Here is a 16,890-nt window from a genome sequence, read left to right as displayed (position 1 = left end):
CACTTCTGCCTGGTGTTCTAGAGCTGCTTTTTGAATTGATCGATTGCGTACGGGATCGTGAGGGGGTTCGGCATGCTCATTGCGTTGGCGGTATCTGTGTCTAACCAGTAGACCCCGCCACGCTTATTCACATCGAGGTCCATGAAGGTGGCGTCGTTCTTCAGAGCATCGATTGCGCCGTAGTAGTCCAGCACGAAGAGGTAATCCACGTCGTTGAAGTCGGCGTAGTTCTCGGGGGACCAGTCAAGGAAGAAGCTGGAGCCATCGCCGTTGAACTTCTCCGGGATCTTGAACCCTAGTTTTTCGATGAAGGAGCCGCGGCCGTCGCCCGAGGTGTAGACGCCAAACTTTCCGTCGTAAGGCATGCCGATTACCGCTGTTTTGCCTTGCAACTCGGGGTGCGCTTCACGGAAATCCTGGAAGGCCTTCTCGGAGTCGGCGATGAGCTTTTCGCCTTCGGCCTCCTTATTCAACGCCTTGGAGATTTCCTTAATCTGTTCGTCCCATGGCACCTGCCAATCTTGGTACTCATCCGAGTGGAAGGTGGTTGGTGCAATCTGCTCGAGTAATGCCCTCTTATCGGCTTCGAGGCCGCTATTCACTGCAATGATCTTTGTCGGGTTGAGCGAGGCAACTTGTTCGGCAGTGTCAGTACTGAACTCGGTGGTCGTGTCCCGGAGCGGGTTTGGTTCGACTGTGAGCTTGTCCTTGGCCCACGGTCCAAGTCCGGAAGGGTCCCCCGTACCTTCCTGTTGCCAGGTGGCGTAACCAACCGGTTGTTCGCCCAGGGCAAGGACCGTATCGACGTCGCCGAGGCCCATTGTCACAATGCGCTCCTCTGACCCGTTGGCATCGGAAGTTTCGGGAGCGGTTGTTGAATCGCTTGATCCGCTGGAGCAGCTGGCAAGCATGAGCGCCGCAGTGAACGTGGCTGCGATCCCCTTCAGGGCGCGAGAGGTAAAGAGTGCCAAGGTTGCACCTTTCGTAGGTGGTCAAAAAGTTTCACGTTAGGTCTCCCTGACCTAACGTGATTACTCTAAGGCATGCCTTGCCTAAGTGACAATCCTTGTCTGGGCGCTCGGGACCGGGGCGACGAACGTCGAGACGAGGTACCGGTTGATGTCGGAGCGGTTGATGATGCCAACCACCGTGTCGTCATCGGTGCCGAACTCGGCCGAGTCGTTGTGGGCAAGCAGTGCATATGGGGTGGTGAAGGCCGGGACGGAGTCGCCGATGACGTCCAACACGTCGCCGGCGGAAGCCGATATCGGATTTCTGTGAATTCAGCAGATGGGCGAGGAACCAGCGTCAGCGTCGTAAGCTGAGCCAGCGTGGGAACGTTTATTGCGCTAATCGGATTGTTGCTGGCCACCGTCATTGTCGCTGCGGTTGGTGAGCGCACGGGCATTCCGTGGCCGGCGCTGCTGACCATCGTGGTGGCGCCGGTGATTTTCATTCCAGGCATTGACACGGTGTCCATTGACACACACCTGATCTTGCCGATCTTCCTGCCGCCACTGCTGTGGTCGCTGGCCAGGCGCACGAGTTGGGGTCAGATCGGCTCGCAGCTCAACGTGGTGCTGACCATGTCGGTCATCCTGGTGTTCCTTACTATCGCGGCGCTGACGGCGACGGCGATGTGGATCCTGCCGGGTGTGAGTCTGGCTACCGCGATGGTGTTGGCGGCGGCGATCGCCCCGCCGGACCCAGTCGCGGTCGACGCGGTGGCGGGACCGGCTGGCATTCCGAAGCGCATCACCGGAACGTTGCAGACGGAGGGGCTGTTTAACGACGCCGCCTCGATTGTCACCTTCAACATCGCCATGGCTGCGGTGATTGCAGAGGGTGAAGTGGACTTCACCAAGGGATTCGTTGAGTTCCTTTATGCCGCGGCGGTTGCTGTGGTGGTGGGGTTGATCGTCGGCAGGCTAGCTGCGCTGTTTGCAAACTCGGTGCCAGATTCCGTGATCCGTACCGCGTTTACGTGGGTGCTGCCGTTCGCCATCTATGCAGGTTGTGAGGCGATCCACGCTTCGGGCGTGATCGCGATCGTGATCGCCGCGGTGGAGTTGTCGTCGCGCTCCACGATGACAGCGGAGGACCGCCTGACCGGTCACTCGTTCTGGGAAACAGTGGAGCTGCTGTTCACGGGCGTGGCGTTCGGGTTGATCGGCATGAGCGTGCGTGATGCTATCGACACCGCCGGCACCTACATTTGGCCCGCCGTACAAGTCGGCGTGGTGCTCTCCGTCGTCGCATTTGTGGTGCGTCTGGCCTGGATGTGGGTGCTGTACAAGTTGAACGTGCGCAAGGGTCGCACGCACGTGTCGCCACTGCGCCTGCAGGAGGTGCTCCTGATGGCGTGGTCTGGCATGCGCGGTTTGGTCACGTTGGCGCTGGTGTTGGCTATCCCGCCGTCGGCAACCGAGTACCACCACGAACTGTCCGTCATTGCGTTGACGGTGCTGACCTGCACGATGGTGATCCCCGGCCTCATGCTGCCATGGCTGGTGCGGAAGATGGACCTGCAAAAAGGCCCAGAAGCAGACCGGGCAATTGAAGAATTGAACCAGCGGGCGTACGCGGCGGCGCACAAGGCGGTGCGCGAACACGGCGAGGAGCATGCGCCGGAGGCGTACACGATGGTGCAGGAGTGGTTGAACTCGATTACGGAGCAGCGCCTGCAGGATCCGGAAAGCACTGACGAGCGCATGGCAGCTTTCGAGCGCGCTCGCGAAAGCGCGATTGAAATGCAGAAGGTTGCGCTTAAGGCGGCGAGCTCCGAGTTGCACCGGGCGCGCAGGGAGCGCCAGTACAACCCGGCGGATGTGGACGCGGTGCAGGCTGACCTGGACCGTCTTATCGTGGCCAGCAAGCGCAACGTGCTCGCACGCCCAAGCCAGATGGTGAAGTGGGAGTCCTAGTTGCTAATCGACGACCACATCCGCCATCGCATATAACGTCTCCCGCGCCGCCTTGAACGCCTCCGGTGTGGCGGCGAACTCGGCTGCACGCGCAATGGCGGAGTTGAGCAGCGCGATATCCACGGCTGATACGCCAGGGCAAAAGTCCGCCACGATGGTGCGGAATCCGGCGTGGGAGCGTTGCACGTTGTCGTCGGCAAACGCCTCCGGGAAGTTCTTCGCCGCCGCCATGAGTGGGCCGTGGCCACCATGCGCGAAGAGGTCCAGGGTGGCGTCCACGTAGGCGCGGATGCGCTGATGAGGCTCCGGCGGCGCGTTTTTAATCTTGGCCTCGAGTTCGGCGTTCCACTCGTCGGTGGCCGCGATGAGGAGCTGGACCAGCAGGTCGTGTTGGGATTTTGCATACCGGTACACGCTGGGTCGCGCGAGACCGACCGCGGCAGCCACTTCCGCCAGGGTGGGAACCTTGCCGTGGTTTTCGACGATGAGGCGCTCGGCGGCGTCAAGCACCGCGCGGTGTTGCACGGCGCGGTGCTCGGCGACGGTGTCCTCAGTAATCTTCGGCATGCCCCTGAGTCTACGGAGTGGTTATTTCGTTTCGGTGAGACATGTTTCCGCCGACTATCTCGCAGAATTTCAAAGTGCAAAGTGAAACCGTTTCAAAATGTCGAACAAAACCGTTTCAAAGTGTCGAATGTGCTGGTGGGAGGTATAGTTTTGGCATGTCAAACTCATACATTCCAAGGCTTGCGGATGGCCAACTCGAAAGCGCTCTTCGCCGCCAAGGTGGAGTGCTCATTCAAGGGCCGAAGGGCTGCGGGAAAACGGAAACCGCGAGCCGGCAGGCCGGGAGTGTCTTGAATGTTGAAACTGATCCGAGCGTCCCGCTGGCGATGGCGACCGATCCACGTGTACTGCTCGAAGGTGGCACCCCTCGCCTCGTCGACGAGTGGCAATTGCAACCGCGTCTTTGGGATTTTGCGCGGCACGAGATTGATTCTCGTAAGGCGAAGGGACAGTTCATCTTCACGGGTTCCACCGCTCCGGGAGTGGACGCAACCCGCCACTCTGGTGCTGGAAGATTTGCGCGCCTAACGATGTCGACGATGACCCTGTTCGAGTCGGGAGAGTCAGAAGGTTCTGCATCCCTCAGCAAGATTGCTGCGGGCAATGCGCCTCAGTTTGCAACTCCTGCCTTGACGCTGACTGAGCTTGCTGAGCGAATGTGTCGCGGAGGCCTTCCTTACAACGCGGACCTTTCCTTGGATGACGCGATAGAGAACGTCCGTGATTACGTGCAGACGGTCGCCGATGTGGATATCCACACTGTGGGTGAAGTCTCGCGAGACTCGGAGCGTGTGCGCAGGATAATGCAGTCCATCTCTCGCGCGGTTGCTACAGAGGTTGATCTGCAAACAATTGCGACTGATATCGACATGCATCGTGAAACCGCACGTGATTATCTCGACGCGTTATCGCGGATCTTTATTTCGGTGGATCAGCCAGCGTGGTCTACGCACCTGCGGTCGAAAGCAACCTTGCGCAAGTCACCCAAGCGTCACCTCGCGGACCCGTCCTTTGCGATGGCTGCACTTGAGCGCGGTCCTCAGCAACTGTTGCAGGATCCGCGCTACTTTGGGCAGCTTTTCGAGTCGCTCGTTTTCCACGAGCTTCGCGCACTGACTGGCAAGACGGTGTACCACGCTCGGCTAAACACGAAGCTTGAGGTTGATGCGGTGGTGAACTACGAAGGCGTCGACATCCTGGTTGAGGTCAAACTTGGGTACACGCCGGAAATTCTCGATCACGCGGCAGACACCCTTAAGAGGTTTGACGAACAGCTTGAACAGGACACCGTGTTGCTCGTTGTCACCTCTGGTGGGCCTGCACACCGTCGAGCGGACGGTGTGGTGGTTGTGCCGATCGGGGCGCTAGGCCCGTAGCCGAACCACTTACCGCCCGTCGCCGAACTCGCGCTTGAAGTTGTCGTCCCAGTCCACCTCGGGTTGGGAGTCGAAGTAGTGCTGCTCCAGGTTGGGTGCGTCGTTGCTGCCTTGAACACCCATGATGAGGAAGACGGCACCGGCGATGGCGCCGAAGATGCCGACGAACACGGCGGTTGCGCCGGAAAGGAACGAAAAGGACAGCACGCAGATGGCGATGAGGATTGCGCCGATGGTGTAGTTGCGGGCGGGTGTGCCGGGCGTGCGGTGTTCATTGGGGGCGCCGAGTGGCGTGCGTTCAACCGAGCTTCCCCCGAGAAATCCGCCACCCTGTCCGCCGCCAGTTCCACTCCGGTCTCCAGATCCCCCGATGGGGAGGCCGTCGGCGTCGTAATCGCCGTTGTAGTTGTAAGGCTTCATGGCGAAGAGCCTACGGGAGTTGGCCGGTGAGGCGGTCGAGTCGGGCTTTGCTGGGGCCATCGAGGCCAGTGATGGTGACGGTTTTGCCGCGGTTGTGGAACTTCTGGGTGATGGAGTCGAGGGTGGCCACGGTGGAGGCGTCCCAGATTTCGGCGTGGCTGAGATCGATGATGATGTGGTCGGCGTCGTCGGCGTAGTCGAAGGCGTAGACCAGGTCGTTGCTGGATGCCCAGAAGAGTTGGCCGTGGATGCGGTAGGTACGGGTGTCGATGCGGCCGTCGCCATCAGTGTCGAGCTCCGTCACCTTCTCTACCGACGCGAGGTGGGCGACGCGGCGGGCAAACATGATCATGGCGGTGACCACGCCGAGCACCACGCCGACGGCGAGGTTGCTGGTGATCAAGGTGGCGGCAACGGTGACCACCATGACGATGGTTTCGGACACCGGCATGAGTTTGAGGGTGCGCGGGTGGATGGAGTGCCAGTCGATCGTGCCAAGGGAGACGACGATCATGATGGCGACGAGCGCGGCCATCGGGATGATGCCCACAACATCGCCGAACGCCAGCAGGAGAACCAACAGGAACACGCCGGCCAGCAGGGTGGACAGGCGGGTGCGGGCGCCGGCTTCGCGAGAGTTGATCAGGGTTTGGCCGATCATGGCGCAGCCACCCATGCCGCCGAAGAGGCCGGTGACGATGTTGGCCACGCCCTGGCCCCAGGATTCGCGGGTTTTGTCGGAGTGGGTGTCGGTGATGTCGTCGACAAGTTTTGCGGTCATGAGCGATTCCAACAGGCCCACGATTGCCATGGCCAGCGCGTACGGCGCGATGATCTGGAACGTCTCCCACGTCAGCGGCACGTGCGGGATCATCATGGCGGGGAAGGAGCGGGGTAGTTCGCCCATGTCGGAGACGGTGGGCACGGTGATGCCGGCAAGCACAACCACGACGGTCAGCACCGCGATGGTAACCAGCGGGGCGGGGACCGCGTTGGTGATTTTCGGCCAGAACACCATGATGAGCAGGCCGGCGGCGGTGAGCGCGTAGACGGGCCAGGCGACGTCGATAAGGTGCTGCATCTGCGCAGCGAAGATGAGGATGCCGAGGGCGTTGACAAAACCAACCATGACTGAGCGCGGGATGAAGCGCTGCAGTTTCGCCACGCCGAGTGCCGCCAGGATGATTTGGAACACGCCGGCGAGCAGCACGGTGGCGATGAAGTAGTCCATGCCGTACTCGCGCGAGACGGGTGCGATGACGAGGGCGACTGCGCCGGTTGCGGCGGAGATCATCGCCGGCCGCCCGCCGGTAAACGCGATGGTCACAGCCATGGTGGCGGAGGCGAACAGGCCGACGGCGGGGTCGACGCCGGCGAGGATGGAAAAGGCGATGGCCTCGGGGATGAGCGCTAAGGCGACGGTGAGCCCGGCGAGTACTTCACGACGAAGCCGCGTCCCCGAAGAAAACGCATAACGAAACGACGCAACCACCCCGGTCGGGGCGTGCTCGAGAGATACAGACATGCCTGTGCTTTCCGTTCGCTTTCCGTTCAAAAACGTTGTGACAACCGTGGCAACCGTAGCCCACGGCGCCGACATCGGCCGACACCCCGCGAGCCACAGCGGGAGATTCGGCGCCCAGCGATTACGCTTAACTCCGACTGCCCACAATAGAAAGTGAGAGCTGTGGAAACGAGCAACAACCTCGCGGTAGACACGCTTGCGCGTGTGCTGATGCCGAAGAAGGGCGAGCCGCACGACGTGCGCATGCTGTACCTGATCGAGCAGGAGCAGAACAAGCAGCGCCTGCGCTGGTCGGACCGGACGAGTTTTGAGGTTCCTGCGGGCAACGAGGTTTCCTTCGAGACCTACTTCAATGCGTTCCCGGCGAGCTATTGGCGCCGCTGGTCGCAGCTGGACACCGTCGTCCTGGCGATGACGGTTCAGGGCCGCGCGACGATTTCGGTGTACCGCTCGAAGTACGACGGCACCCGCATCAGCGTGACCAACGTGGACGCGACCGGCTACACGGAGATCCCGTTGAAGCTGGGCAATTTCGAGGACGGCGGCTGGCTGTGGTTCGACATCACCGCCGAGGAGGACACGCGCATCAGCGATGCGGCGTGGTGCTCCCCGCAGGAGCCGCAAGAGCAAGTGCTTGACGACGGCACCGTGGTCCCACCCCAACCCAAACAAGTCGCCGTTGGCATCCCCACGTTTAACCGTCCCCGGGATGCGGTCAACGCGTTGCATGCGTTGGCTGAGGACCCGTACGTGGAGGCGTCGATTAGCAATGTGCTCATGCCCGACCAGGGCAACCAGCATCCGGCGGACGAGCCGGACTTCGCCGAAGCGGAGAAGAATCTCGGTGGCAAACTGCAAATTTTCCACCAGGGCAACCTGGGCGGCTCCGGCGGCTACTCGCGCATCATGTACGAAGCGCTCAACAGCACCGACGCGCCGTTCATCCTGTACATGGACGACGACATTGCCATCGAGCCGGACTCCATCGTGCGCTCCGTGCAGGCCGCACGCTACGCCAAGCAACCGATCCTGGTCGGCGGCCAGATGCTCAACCTGCAGGACCGGAGCCAGCTGCGCACCACCGGCGAGACCGTCGACCCGAACATCTTCATGTTCTCCGCCGCCAAGCACGCCGTGTACGACCACGACTTTGCCAAGTACCCACTCGGCTACGTGGGCACCGAGGAAGAGGATCTGGATCCGCGCAAGACCACCTCGCGTCCGCTGCACCGCCGCATCGACGTGGACTACAACGGCTGGTGGATGAACCTCTTCCCGCGCGTCGTCGCAGAGAAGATGGGCCTGCCGCTGCCCCTGTTTATTAAGTGGGACGACAACGAGTACGCCCTGCGCGCCAAGGAAGCGGGCTTCCCAACCGTCACCTGGCCGGGCGTTGCCATCTGGCACATGGCCTGGGCCGACAAGGACGACGCCATCGACTGGCAGGCCTACTTCCACATGCGCAACCGCCTCATCGTCGCCTCCATCTACGGACCGGACAACCCCGAGGCGATGCTGAAGAACATGCAGAAGTCCACGGCGAAGCACTACTTCTGCATGGAGTACTCCACCATCGCCATCCAGAACGAAGCAATGCGTGACTTCCTGAAGGGCCCGGACCAACTCTTCGACATCCTCGAATCCTCGTTGCCGCGCATCCAGAAGATCCGCAGCGAGTACTCCGACGCGCAGGTCCTGCCGTCCGCGACCGAACTGCCCGCACCCACCGGCGCGCCGGGTGTGCCGACCAACAAAATGGGCGGCCGCCTGGCCAAAGTGAAGAAGATCCCGTGGGCCGTCAAGGCGCTGCTGCACCTGCGTAAGGACGAAGACCGCGCCCACTGGGATGCCCCGCAGCTGAACCTCACCGCGGAGGAAGCCCGCTGGTACACCCTGGCACGCGTGGACTCGGCAACCGTGTCTACCGCCGGCGGCACCGGCGTGGCCTTCCGCAAGCGCGACAAGGCCCTCGCCGACAAACTCGTCGAGGAACAAAAGCAGCTGCGCGCCGACATCAAGCAGCGCTGGCCGGAACTCAAGCGCATCTACCGCGACGCGCGCGAAGACCTGACCAGCCACGACAACTGGGGGAAGGTGTTCGATGCCCAGTAAGGAAACAGACCTGCTCGTCGCCATCCAGGACGCGCTGTATTCTCCCGCCACCGCCAAAGGCGCCCGTGTGCTCTCATACTTCGGTGAGCACGACCTCGGATGGATGGGTGTTGCAACGGCGGGGGCGGTCGTCGATAAGCAACGGCGCTCCAAGTGGCTCGCACTCGGCGTTGGCACCTTCGCCGCGCACGCCGCAACCGTGGTGCTCAAACGCATCGTGCGACGCCCACGCCCGAACGACCCGCGGGTGAAGATCGGGGTGGGAACGCCCTCGCAACTGTCGTTCCCGTCCTCGCACGCCGCGAACACGGGTGCCGCCGCCATGCACCTGGCCAACATCACCGGAAAGAAGTGGCCGTGGCTGCTGGTGCCCGTAATGATGCTGTCGCGTAACGTGCTCGGCGTCCATTACCCGACCGACACCCTCGCCGGCGCACTGCTCGGCGCGGGGACGGCGAAGGCCGTGATTGAAGCGGAGAAGAGGATTTAAGTGGCACACACGCAAGAACCTATCGACGAGCCGCTGCTGAAGTCTGAACCCCACACCTCAGGTGTGGACCAGGTGATGAAGAAAACCCCACCGAAGAACCTCGTCGACGCGATGATCAAGGGGCTGCGCCCCAAGCAGTGGGTGAAAAACGTCCTCGTGCTGGCGGCACCGTTGGCTGCCGGCGCGGAAGCGTTCACCCGCCACACCGTGGTGGACATCCTGCTGGCGTTCATCGTGTTCTGCTTCGGTGCGTCCTCGATCTACCTGATCAACGACGCCCGCGACGTCGAGTCGGACCGACGCCACCCGACGAAGCGTTTCCGCCCGATCGCCTCCGGCATGCTGCCGATCAACCTGGCATACATCATGGCGGCGGTGCTCATCGCCGCAGCGCTTGGCCTGTCGCTGCTGGCCACCGACGGCGCTGCACTGGCCTGGGTCATCGGTATTTATATTGCGCTGCAGCTGGGCTACTGCTTCGGCTGGAAGCACATCCCGGTGATTGACATCGCCCTGGTGTCCTCCGGCTTCATGCTGCGCACCATGGCCGGCGGTGTCGCTGCCGACATCGAGCTGTCGCAGTGGTTCCTGCTGGTCGCCGCGTTCGGTTCCTTGTTCATGGCTTCCGGCAAGCGCTATGCAGAACTGCTGCTGGTCAAGGAAACCGGCGCGGAGATCCGCCGCTCGCTGCAGGGCTACACCGAAACCTACCTGCGCTTCGTCTGGACCCTGTCCGCCACCGCCGTGGTCATGTCCTACGCACTGTGGGGCTTCCAGCTTTCCAACTCCGTCGAGGGCACCGCCGCCATCTGGTACCAGGTGTCCATGGTGCCGTTCGTGATCGCGATCCTGCGCTACGCCTCCGTCGTCGACGGTGGTCAGGGTGGTGCACCCGACGAGATCGCCCTCGAGGACCGAGTGCTGCAGCTTCTCGCCGCAGCTTGGATCTTCTGCATCGTCATGGCGGTCTACGTTGTGCCGAACTTAGGTTGGTAGGACAAAACGCAGTAACATCTGCGCAATGACTAAAAACGCCCGCATCTCCGCGCTCGCCGCAGCCGTGGTGGCGGGCGTTGCCGCATTCTGGGGCGGTTGGACCCGCCGCTGGATGTCCGACGACGGCCTGATCGTCCTGCGCACCGTGCGCAACCTGTTGGCCGGCAACGGTCCCGTGTTCAACGCCGGCGAGCGCGTGGAGGCCAACACCTCCACCCTGTGGCAGTACCTGATCACGCTGTTCGGGTGGCTCACGGATGCCCGTCTGGAAAGCATCGCCATGTGGCTGGCGTTGCTGTGCACCGCCGCAGCAGCCGCCACCGCCGCGTACGCCTCCGGCAAGTTCTGGGGCAGGGTCGGCCCCGTCATCCCGTTCGGCATCATCATCTATATTGCGCTGCCGCCCGCGCGCGACTTTGCCACCTCCGGGCTCGAGTGGGGCATGTCGCTGCTGTGGATCGCCATCTGGTGGGCGGCACTCGTCGCCTGGGCCGAGGACCCGGTCAAGCGCCGCGCGCCCTACGCCGGCTACTTCCTTGCGTTCTGGTCCGGCCTGTCCTGGCTGGTCCGCCCCGAACTCGCGCTCTACGGCGGGGTGGCGGGCATCATGCTCATCGCGTTTAGCCCCCGCAAAACGCTGGGCATTCTCGCGGTGGCGCTGCCGGTGCCGGCCGGTTACCAACTGTTCCGCATGGGCTACTACGGCCTGATCACCCCGCACACCGCGGTGGCCAAGTCCGCCAGCGGCTCCGAATGGGCCCGCGGCTGGGAGTACTTCGCAGACTTCTTCGGCTACTACTGGCTGGCCATGCCCATCGTCGGCGCTGCCGCGGTGGGGGTGTGGTTGTTGTGGGGTGCGAGGGGGCGTCGATTAGCAATTGTGTGTTTGACCACCGGCGTTGCACTCGCGCACATGCTGTACGTGCTGCGCGTCGGCGGCGACTTCATGCACGGCCGCATGTGGCTGCTGCCCCTGTTCGCGCTGCTGCTGCCAGTGATGGCGGTGCCGTACACCAAGGTGACCGCATCAGTGGGCACCGCGCTTGTCGTGTGGGCCAGCGTGATCGTCCTGCGCGCGCATCCCATCGACTGGGAGCCGTACAACAACGGCGAAAAGGAACTCGGCATTGTCGACGAGCGCGACTTCTGGACCATGGCCGTCGGCCGCGACGCCGGCGACCCACCCCTGTACGCCGAAGACTTCCTCGGCTCGAAACTCATGGGGGACTGGAACGAGGCCATCGAGCAAGGCCTCGACGAGGACGCCGCCCAGATCAGCCTCGCTATCGTCACCGCCGAGCCGGAGCGCTACAAGTGGTTCGTGCGCGAGCGCCAGCCCGACGCAACCGACCAGCGCGATCTGGAACTGACCGCCTACATGGTCAACCTTGGCATGACCAGCATGAACTCGCCGCTGAACACGCGCATCCTGGACACGGTCGGCCTGGCCACCCCGATTGCCGCGCGCATGCCGCGGGTGCCGGACGGGCGCATCGGCCACGACAAGGAACTGGGCCTGGAGTGGCAGGTGGCGGACACGGATGCGGATCTGGACAAGTTGCCGCAGTTCGTCGATAAGCAAAAAGCGCAGGACGCGCGCGAAGCATTGCGTAGCGACGACATCGCCGACCTGCTGGCCACCTCCCGCGAACCCATGAGCTGGGACCGCTTCTGGGCCAACGTCCGCTACTCGTTGGGCCCGGGCCGCACGCTCACGCTTGACGACGACCCCACGCACTACCTCAGTCACACCAGCCCCACCCGGCAAATCGCCTGGCCGACCGAGTGAATAGCGGACTATGTTTCGGGTTGGTAACGTGAACGTGTCTTTTGCCTGAAAACACGTCTCGAGGGGAATGCATGAACACTCGAACCTCCGTGCGCCGCAAACTCACCGCGGTGCTGGTCGCGATCCTCAGCGCGATCTCCATCGTGAGCGCGCCACAGGCCGCCGCCGCCAACCGCGACTGGCTGCGCCCCGGCTGCACCTGGGACCGGGTCGGCTACTGGGTCCAGCGCTGCAACGTGTGGTCGGCCGCAATGAACCGCCACATCCCGGTACAGATCCAGCCCGCACAGCGCGGCGGCAACGCGGGCCTCTACATGCTCGACGGCCTGCGTGCGACGGAGCGCACCAACGCGTGGCTCAACGACGTCAACGCGGCACGCACCTTTGTTAACCACAACATCACCCTCGTGCTGCCAGTGGGTGGACAGTCGTCGTTCTACACCGACTGGAACGCCCCGGCGACCTACGACTTCAACAACCCGGTGACCTACAAGTGGGACACGTTCCTGACCAAGGAGCTGCCGCCGTACCTGCAGCAGCACTTCGGTGTGTCGCCGACGAACAACTCCATCCTCGGCCTGTCCATGGGTGGCACCGCCGCGGTCAACCTGGCTGCGCTGCACCCGAACCAGTTCCGTCAGGTGCTGTCCTACTCGGGCTACCTGGCCACCACCATCCCGGGTGGTCAGACCGCGCTGCGCGCCGCGCTTCTCGACGGCGGCATGTACAACGTCAACGCCATGTGGGGCTCCTCGCTGAACCCGCGCCGCTTTGAAAACGACCCGTTCCTGAACATGGGCAACCTGCGCGGCAAGGACGTGTACGTCTCCGCAGGCTCCGCCGTGCCGGGCCCGGCCGACGAGAAGTACCTGCCGCAGCACCGCGCCTCCGGCATCGCGCTCGAGGGCGTTGCCAACGCGACGACGCGCGCCTGGTCCGCCAAGGCCACCGTGACCGGCGTGAAGCACACTGCCGTGTTCACCCCGACCGGCCTGCACAACTGGGATCAGTTTGGCAGCCAGCTCGAGGCCACCAAGCCGCGCATCCTGAATGTGATGAACGCCTGGTAGTTCCCGGATTTCCAGCCAGGTGAGGGCGCGTGCGGATGTGATCCGCACGCGCCTTTTGTTGTTTATGGAAGTGTTTGCGGAAGTGTTTGCAGTAACGCCCCGCGTGTCGCGCTCGATTAAACCCTCAAGTGAAACTTAAGATTTAGGGCGATACTCTTGTGACACAAGTAGCCCGACGAGGTAGGAGACTCATGCGAGACAACCGGATCACCCCCACCAGGCTCACCGCAGCCCTGCTGCCTGCCGCGCTGGCTCTCACGCTGGCGCCGTCGGCCGCAGTCACCGCCCAAGCACAGTCCTCGGACCTTTCGTCGCTGTCGTCGAACCGCGGCATCTCCGACGGTCTGCGCCCGTCCGACCCGCCAAAGCGCACTCCGATCGAGGTGGAGAAGAACCCCGAGATCCCCGGCCTGCCGGAGGGCGTGAAGGTGGACCGCATCGAGTGGATCACCAGCCGTCGCGTAGCCGTATTCATCAAGTCCGCGGCCATGCCGAAGGAACTCATCCAGGTGCAGATCCTGCTGGCACGTGACTGGCACTCCAACCCGACCACGAAGTTCCCGGAAGTGTGGGCGCTCGACGGCCTGCGCGCGCGTGACGACGAAAACGGCTGGACCATCGAAACCAACATCGAGCAGTTCTACGCCGACAAGAACGTCAACGTCATCCTCCCGGTCGGCGGCGAGTCCTCCTTCTACTCCGACTGGCAGCGGGAGAACAACGGCAAGCACTACAAGTGGGAGACGTTCCTGACCAAGGAGCTCGTCCCGGTGCTGAACAACGAGTTCCGCTCCAACGGCAAGCGCGCCGTTGTCGGCCTGTCCATGGGTGGTACCGCCGCAGTCAACCTGGCTGAGCGCAACCCGCACCTGTTTAACTTTGTCGGCTCGTTCTCCGGCTACCTGGACACCACGACCACCGGCATGCCGTCCGCGATCAAGGCCGCGCAGCTGGATGCCGGCGGCTACAGCGCCGAGGCCATGTGGGGCCCGCTGGGCTCTCAGGACTGGATCGACCACGACCCGAAGCTGGGCATTGAGAACCTGAAGGACATGACGGTCTACGTCTCCTCCGGTTCGGGCCGCGACGACTACGGCAACGCTGAATCCGTGGCCAAGGGTCGCGCGAACGCCGCCGGCATGGGCCTGGAGGTCATCTCCCGCCTGTCCACCCAGACGTTCGTGGACTACGCCTCGCGTACCTCCGTCAAGCCGATCGTGCGCTTCCGCCCCTCCGGCGTGCACTCGTGGGAGTACTGGCAGTTCGAGATGGCACAGGCATGGCCGTACATCGCCAACGCCCTCGACGTGCCGGAGGCTGACCGTGGCTCCAAGTGCAACCCGATCGGTGCGATCGCAGAAGAGACCAAGTCCGGCGTCATCGGCACCTGTGTCAACGACGAGTACAACGCGGGCAAGGACGGCAAGGGTAAGGCCCAGGACTTCCGCGGCGGTACCGCCTTCTGGTCCCCGAACACCGGCGCGCACGCCCTGTATGGCGCGATCCTGGCGAAGTACAACGCGCTCGGCGGCGCTGCTGGCTGGCTCGGCTTCCCCACCACCGGCGAGCTCCAGGCACCGGATGGGCAGGGCCGCTTCGTCCACTTCGAAAACGGCTCCGTCTACTGGACCGCGAACACCGGCGCCTACGCCATCCCGGGCGACATGTTCAAGGCATGGGGCGCCAACGGCTACGAGACCGGCGACCTGAAGTACCCGGTCGCCGAGGCCAACAAGGTCGGCGACGGCTACGTGCAGAAGTTCCAGGGCGGCTACCTCACCCGCAACCCGGACGGCAAGCACTACATCGTCCACGGTGCGATCGGCGAGAAGTACGGCGAGATCGGCACCGCCACCTCCGAGCTCGGCTACCCGAAGTCCAACGAGATCGCAATCAAGGGCGGCTTCTTCCAGGAGTTTGAGCACGGCAACATCTACTGGTCCGCTGCCACCGGCGCCCACACGATTCTCAAGGGCGACATCTTCAACGAGTGGGGCAAGCGTGGCTACGAGCAGGGCGAACTCGGCTGGCCGGTGAAGGACATGGCGAAGATTCCGGCTGGCGGTCTGACCATCGACTTCCAGCACGGCACGGTTGAGCAGGTCAACGGTGTGGTCAACGTAAGGAAGAAGTAATGCGCAAATTCGCCCTTTGCTTGACGACGATCACCTGCACCGCCGCCTTAACCGCCTGCGGTGGAGCCACCGTGGACTCCGAGGACGTCACCGAAACTGCGGCCACCTCAGCCACGGAAACGGCCACCTCGGCCACTGAGTCGGGTACCGCGTCCGCGACGGAATCCGCGACGGCGTCGTCGGCTGCGGCGCCGGGGTCGTCGTCACGCAATGGCGCCGGCGACCAACCCGCACGGGAAGTGGAAACCGTGCCCACCCAGGTGCCTTCATACGCGCCGGAGGAGCAGGCGTTTCTGGATCACCTCAGGCAAAACGGGGTGAACGTCGACGGTCTTGAAGACCAACTCACAGCAACCGGGTTTACCGTGTGCGACGACGATACGATCACCCGCGACGCCGTCGCCGGGCAACTGGTCGAACAACGCCGCACCGACATGGACGCAGGCACCGTAGCGACCCTGCTCAGCGACACCGCTCGCGCCAACCTGTGCGGCTAACCCCGCACGTGTAAGGAGTTTTCATGCGCCGATCGCGCAACGTTGTCGTCGTCGCTGCCGTGATTGTGGTGCTTGCGCTTATTGGCCTAGGTATCTACCAGTGGCGCACCACCACCGACAGCGACCTGCCGTCGGCGAGCAAGCCGCCAGAGTCGAGCGCGCCCGAGCGTGTCGACGAGCCCGACTGGTGCCCCGCCGTCGAAGTCATCTCCGTACCGGGCACCTGGGAATCCGCGGCAGACGACGACCCGTTCAACCCCCAGGCCAACCCGGCCAGCTTCATGCTGTCCATCACCCGCCCGCTGCAGGAGATGTACGACATCAACCACGTGCGCGTGTTTACCGTCCCGTACACCGCGCAGTTCCGCAACATCCAAACCGCGCACGGCCGCGCCGAGATGACCTACGACGACTCCCGCGCCGAGGGCACCGCGAAACTGCGAGGCGAACTGGACTTCGTGGCGCGCACCTGCTCGTCGACAAAGTTCATCATTGCGGGCTTTTCGCAGGGTGCGGTGATTGTGGGGGACGTGGCGTCGTCGATAGGCAATAGCGAGGGTCCGATCAACCCGGACCGTCTGCTCGGCGCGATGATGATCGCCGACGGACGCCGAGAAAACGGCGTGGGCATCAACCCCGGCGCCGAAGTGCACGGCACCGGCGCGGAGATCGTCCTGCAGCCGCTGCAGCGCGTCGCCGACGCCGTCACCCCCGGCGCCACCATGACCGGACCACGCCCCGGCGGCTTCGGTCTCGTGGAGGACCGTGCCTACGAAATCTGCGCGCCGAACGACACCGTTTGCGACGCCCCACTGGGTGTAGGCAACGCGATCGAACGCGCAAACGCACTCATTTCGGCAAACGGCAATCATGCACTATATGCCACAAATCCGGACGTGATTCCGGGCTCGACAGTGCCCGAGTGGGCTGTCAATTGGGTCCGTGACGTGGTAGAGAGTTTGTAACTCGAATACAGGTGTAAAACAAGG

The 16,890-nt window shown here is 63.3% G+C and carries 15 protein-coding genes; 10 read left to right on the top strand and 5 right to left on the bottom strand.

Annotated features, from left to right (window positions below; all coding sequences use genetic code 11):
• Positions 1-17: 17 nt before the first annotated feature.
• Together HMPREF2785_RS11125 and HMPREF2785_RS11120 are read right to left on the bottom strand one after the other, a co-directional pair.
• Positions 18-971 (bottom strand): iron-siderophore ABC transporter substrate-binding protein, encoded by a 954-nt coding sequence (locus tag HMPREF2785_RS11125; protein WP_245167960.1) that lies wholly within the window; start codon positions 969-971, stop codon positions 18-20.
• An 81-nt stretch (positions 972-1,052) separates the two neighbouring features.
• Positions 1,053-1,247: a hypothetical protein gene (locus HMPREF2785_RS11120; RefSeq protein ID WP_070453297.1), complete on the bottom strand. Its 195-nt coding sequence runs from the start codon at positions 1,245-1,247 to the stop codon at positions 1,053-1,055.
• Positions 1,248-1,331: 84 nt separating this feature from the next.
• On the opposite strand from HMPREF2785_RS11120, the gene HMPREF2785_RS11115 reads away from it, so the two are divergent.
• Positions 1,332-2,924, top strand: coding sequence for a cation:proton antiporter (locus tag HMPREF2785_RS11115; RefSeq protein ID WP_070453294.1), 1,593 nt, complete (start codon positions 1,332-1,334; stop codon positions 2,922-2,924).
• 3 nt (positions 2,925-2,927) lie between these two features.
• Here the strand turns inward: HMPREF2785_RS11115 and HMPREF2785_RS11110 are convergent, their stop codons facing one another.
• The gene (locus HMPREF2785_RS11110) at positions 2,928-3,491 is read right to left on the bottom strand and encodes a TetR/AcrR family transcriptional regulator (protein WP_070568856.1); all 564 of its coding nucleotides are present in this window, start codon (positions 3,489-3,491) and stop codon (positions 2,928-2,930) included.
• Between the two features lie 155 nt (positions 3,492-3,646).
• Between HMPREF2785_RS11110 and HMPREF2785_RS11105 the strand changes: the two genes are divergently transcribed.
• The gene (locus HMPREF2785_RS11105) at positions 3,647-4,867 is read left to right on the top strand and encodes an ATP-binding protein (protein ID WP_070615592.1); all 1,221 of its coding nucleotides are present in this window, start codon (positions 3,647-3,649) and stop codon (positions 4,865-4,867) included.
• Positions 4,868-4,876: 9 nt separating this feature from the next.
• Here HMPREF2785_RS11105 and HMPREF2785_RS11100 read toward each other — a convergent pair whose 3' ends face one another.
• Together HMPREF2785_RS11100 and HMPREF2785_RS11095 are read right to left on the bottom strand one after the other, a co-directional pair.
• On the bottom strand, positions 4,877-5,287 hold the full coding sequence (locus HMPREF2785_RS11100) for a hypothetical protein (protein ID WP_070615589.1): 411 nt from the start codon (positions 5,285-5,287) through the stop codon (positions 4,877-4,879).
• 10 nt (positions 5,288-5,297) lie between these two features.
• On the bottom strand, positions 5,298-6,812 hold the full coding sequence (locus HMPREF2785_RS11095; protein ID WP_070615586.1) for a SulP family inorganic anion transporter: 1,515 nt from the start codon (positions 6,810-6,812) through the stop codon (positions 5,298-5,300).
• A gap of 162 nt (positions 6,813-6,974) precedes the next feature.
• On the opposite strand from HMPREF2785_RS11095, the gene HMPREF2785_RS11090 reads away from it, so the two are divergent.
• The 8 genes from HMPREF2785_RS11090 to HMPREF2785_RS11055 all read left to right on the top strand — a co-directional run bounded on the left by HMPREF2785_RS11090 (position 6,975) and on the right by HMPREF2785_RS11055 (position 16,866).
• The gene (locus HMPREF2785_RS11090) at positions 6,975-8,924 is read left to right on the top strand and encodes a glycosyltransferase (protein WP_141739435.1); all 1,950 of its coding nucleotides are present in this window, start codon (positions 6,975-6,977) and stop codon (positions 8,922-8,924) included.
• Positions 8,914-9,414 (top strand): phosphatase PAP2 family protein, encoded by a 501-nt coding sequence (locus HMPREF2785_RS11085; protein ID WP_070615582.1) that lies wholly within the window; start codon positions 8,914-8,916, stop codon positions 9,412-9,414. The genes HMPREF2785_RS11090 and HMPREF2785_RS11085 overlap by 11 nt, the downstream gene beginning before the upstream one ends.
• Positions 9,415-10,410 carry a decaprenyl-phosphate phosphoribosyltransferase gene (locus tag HMPREF2785_RS11080; RefSeq protein ID WP_070423325.1) on the top strand — a complete coding sequence of 332 codons (996 nt, stop codon included), beginning with the start codon at positions 9,415-9,417 and terminating at the stop codon, positions 10,408-10,410.
• A 25-nt stretch (positions 10,411-10,435) separates the two neighbouring features.
• Entirely contained in the window at positions 10,436-12,199 is a 1,764-nt protein-coding gene (locus tag HMPREF2785_RS11075; protein WP_070615579.1) for an arabinofuranosyltransferase AftB family protein, read from the top strand.
• Positions 12,200-12,270: 71 nt separating this feature from the next.
• Entirely contained in the window at positions 12,271-13,269 is a 999-nt protein-coding gene (locus tag HMPREF2785_RS11070; protein WP_070453278.1) for an alpha/beta hydrolase, read from the top strand.
• A gap of 191 nt (positions 13,270-13,460) precedes the next feature.
• Positions 13,461-15,404, top strand: a complete 1,944-nt coding sequence (locus HMPREF2785_RS11065; protein WP_070453275.1) for an alpha/beta hydrolase-fold protein — start codon at positions 13,461-13,463, stop codon at positions 15,402-15,404.
• Positions 15,404-15,901: a hypothetical protein gene (locus HMPREF2785_RS11060; RefSeq protein ID WP_070453272.1), complete on the top strand. Its 498-nt coding sequence runs from the start codon at positions 15,404-15,406 to the stop codon at positions 15,899-15,901. Before HMPREF2785_RS11065 ends, HMPREF2785_RS11060 begins: the two co-directional genes overlap by 1 nt.
• Positions 15,902-15,924: 23 nt before the next feature.
• Complete coding sequence (locus HMPREF2785_RS11055; RefSeq protein ID WP_070423320.1) at positions 15,925-16,866, top strand: cutinase family protein; 942 nt, start codon at positions 15,925-15,927, stop codon at positions 16,864-16,866.
• Positions 16,867-16,890: the final 24 nt, after the last annotated feature.

The organism is Corynebacterium sp. HMSC067D03, from assembly GCF_001811185.1.
Lineage (GTDB): Bacteria > Actinomycetota > Actinomycetes > Mycobacteriales > Mycobacteriaceae > Corynebacterium > Corynebacterium coyleae.
Note: the sequence above shows the minus strand (reverse complement) of the source record. Positions and strands in the feature narration are given on the sequence as shown.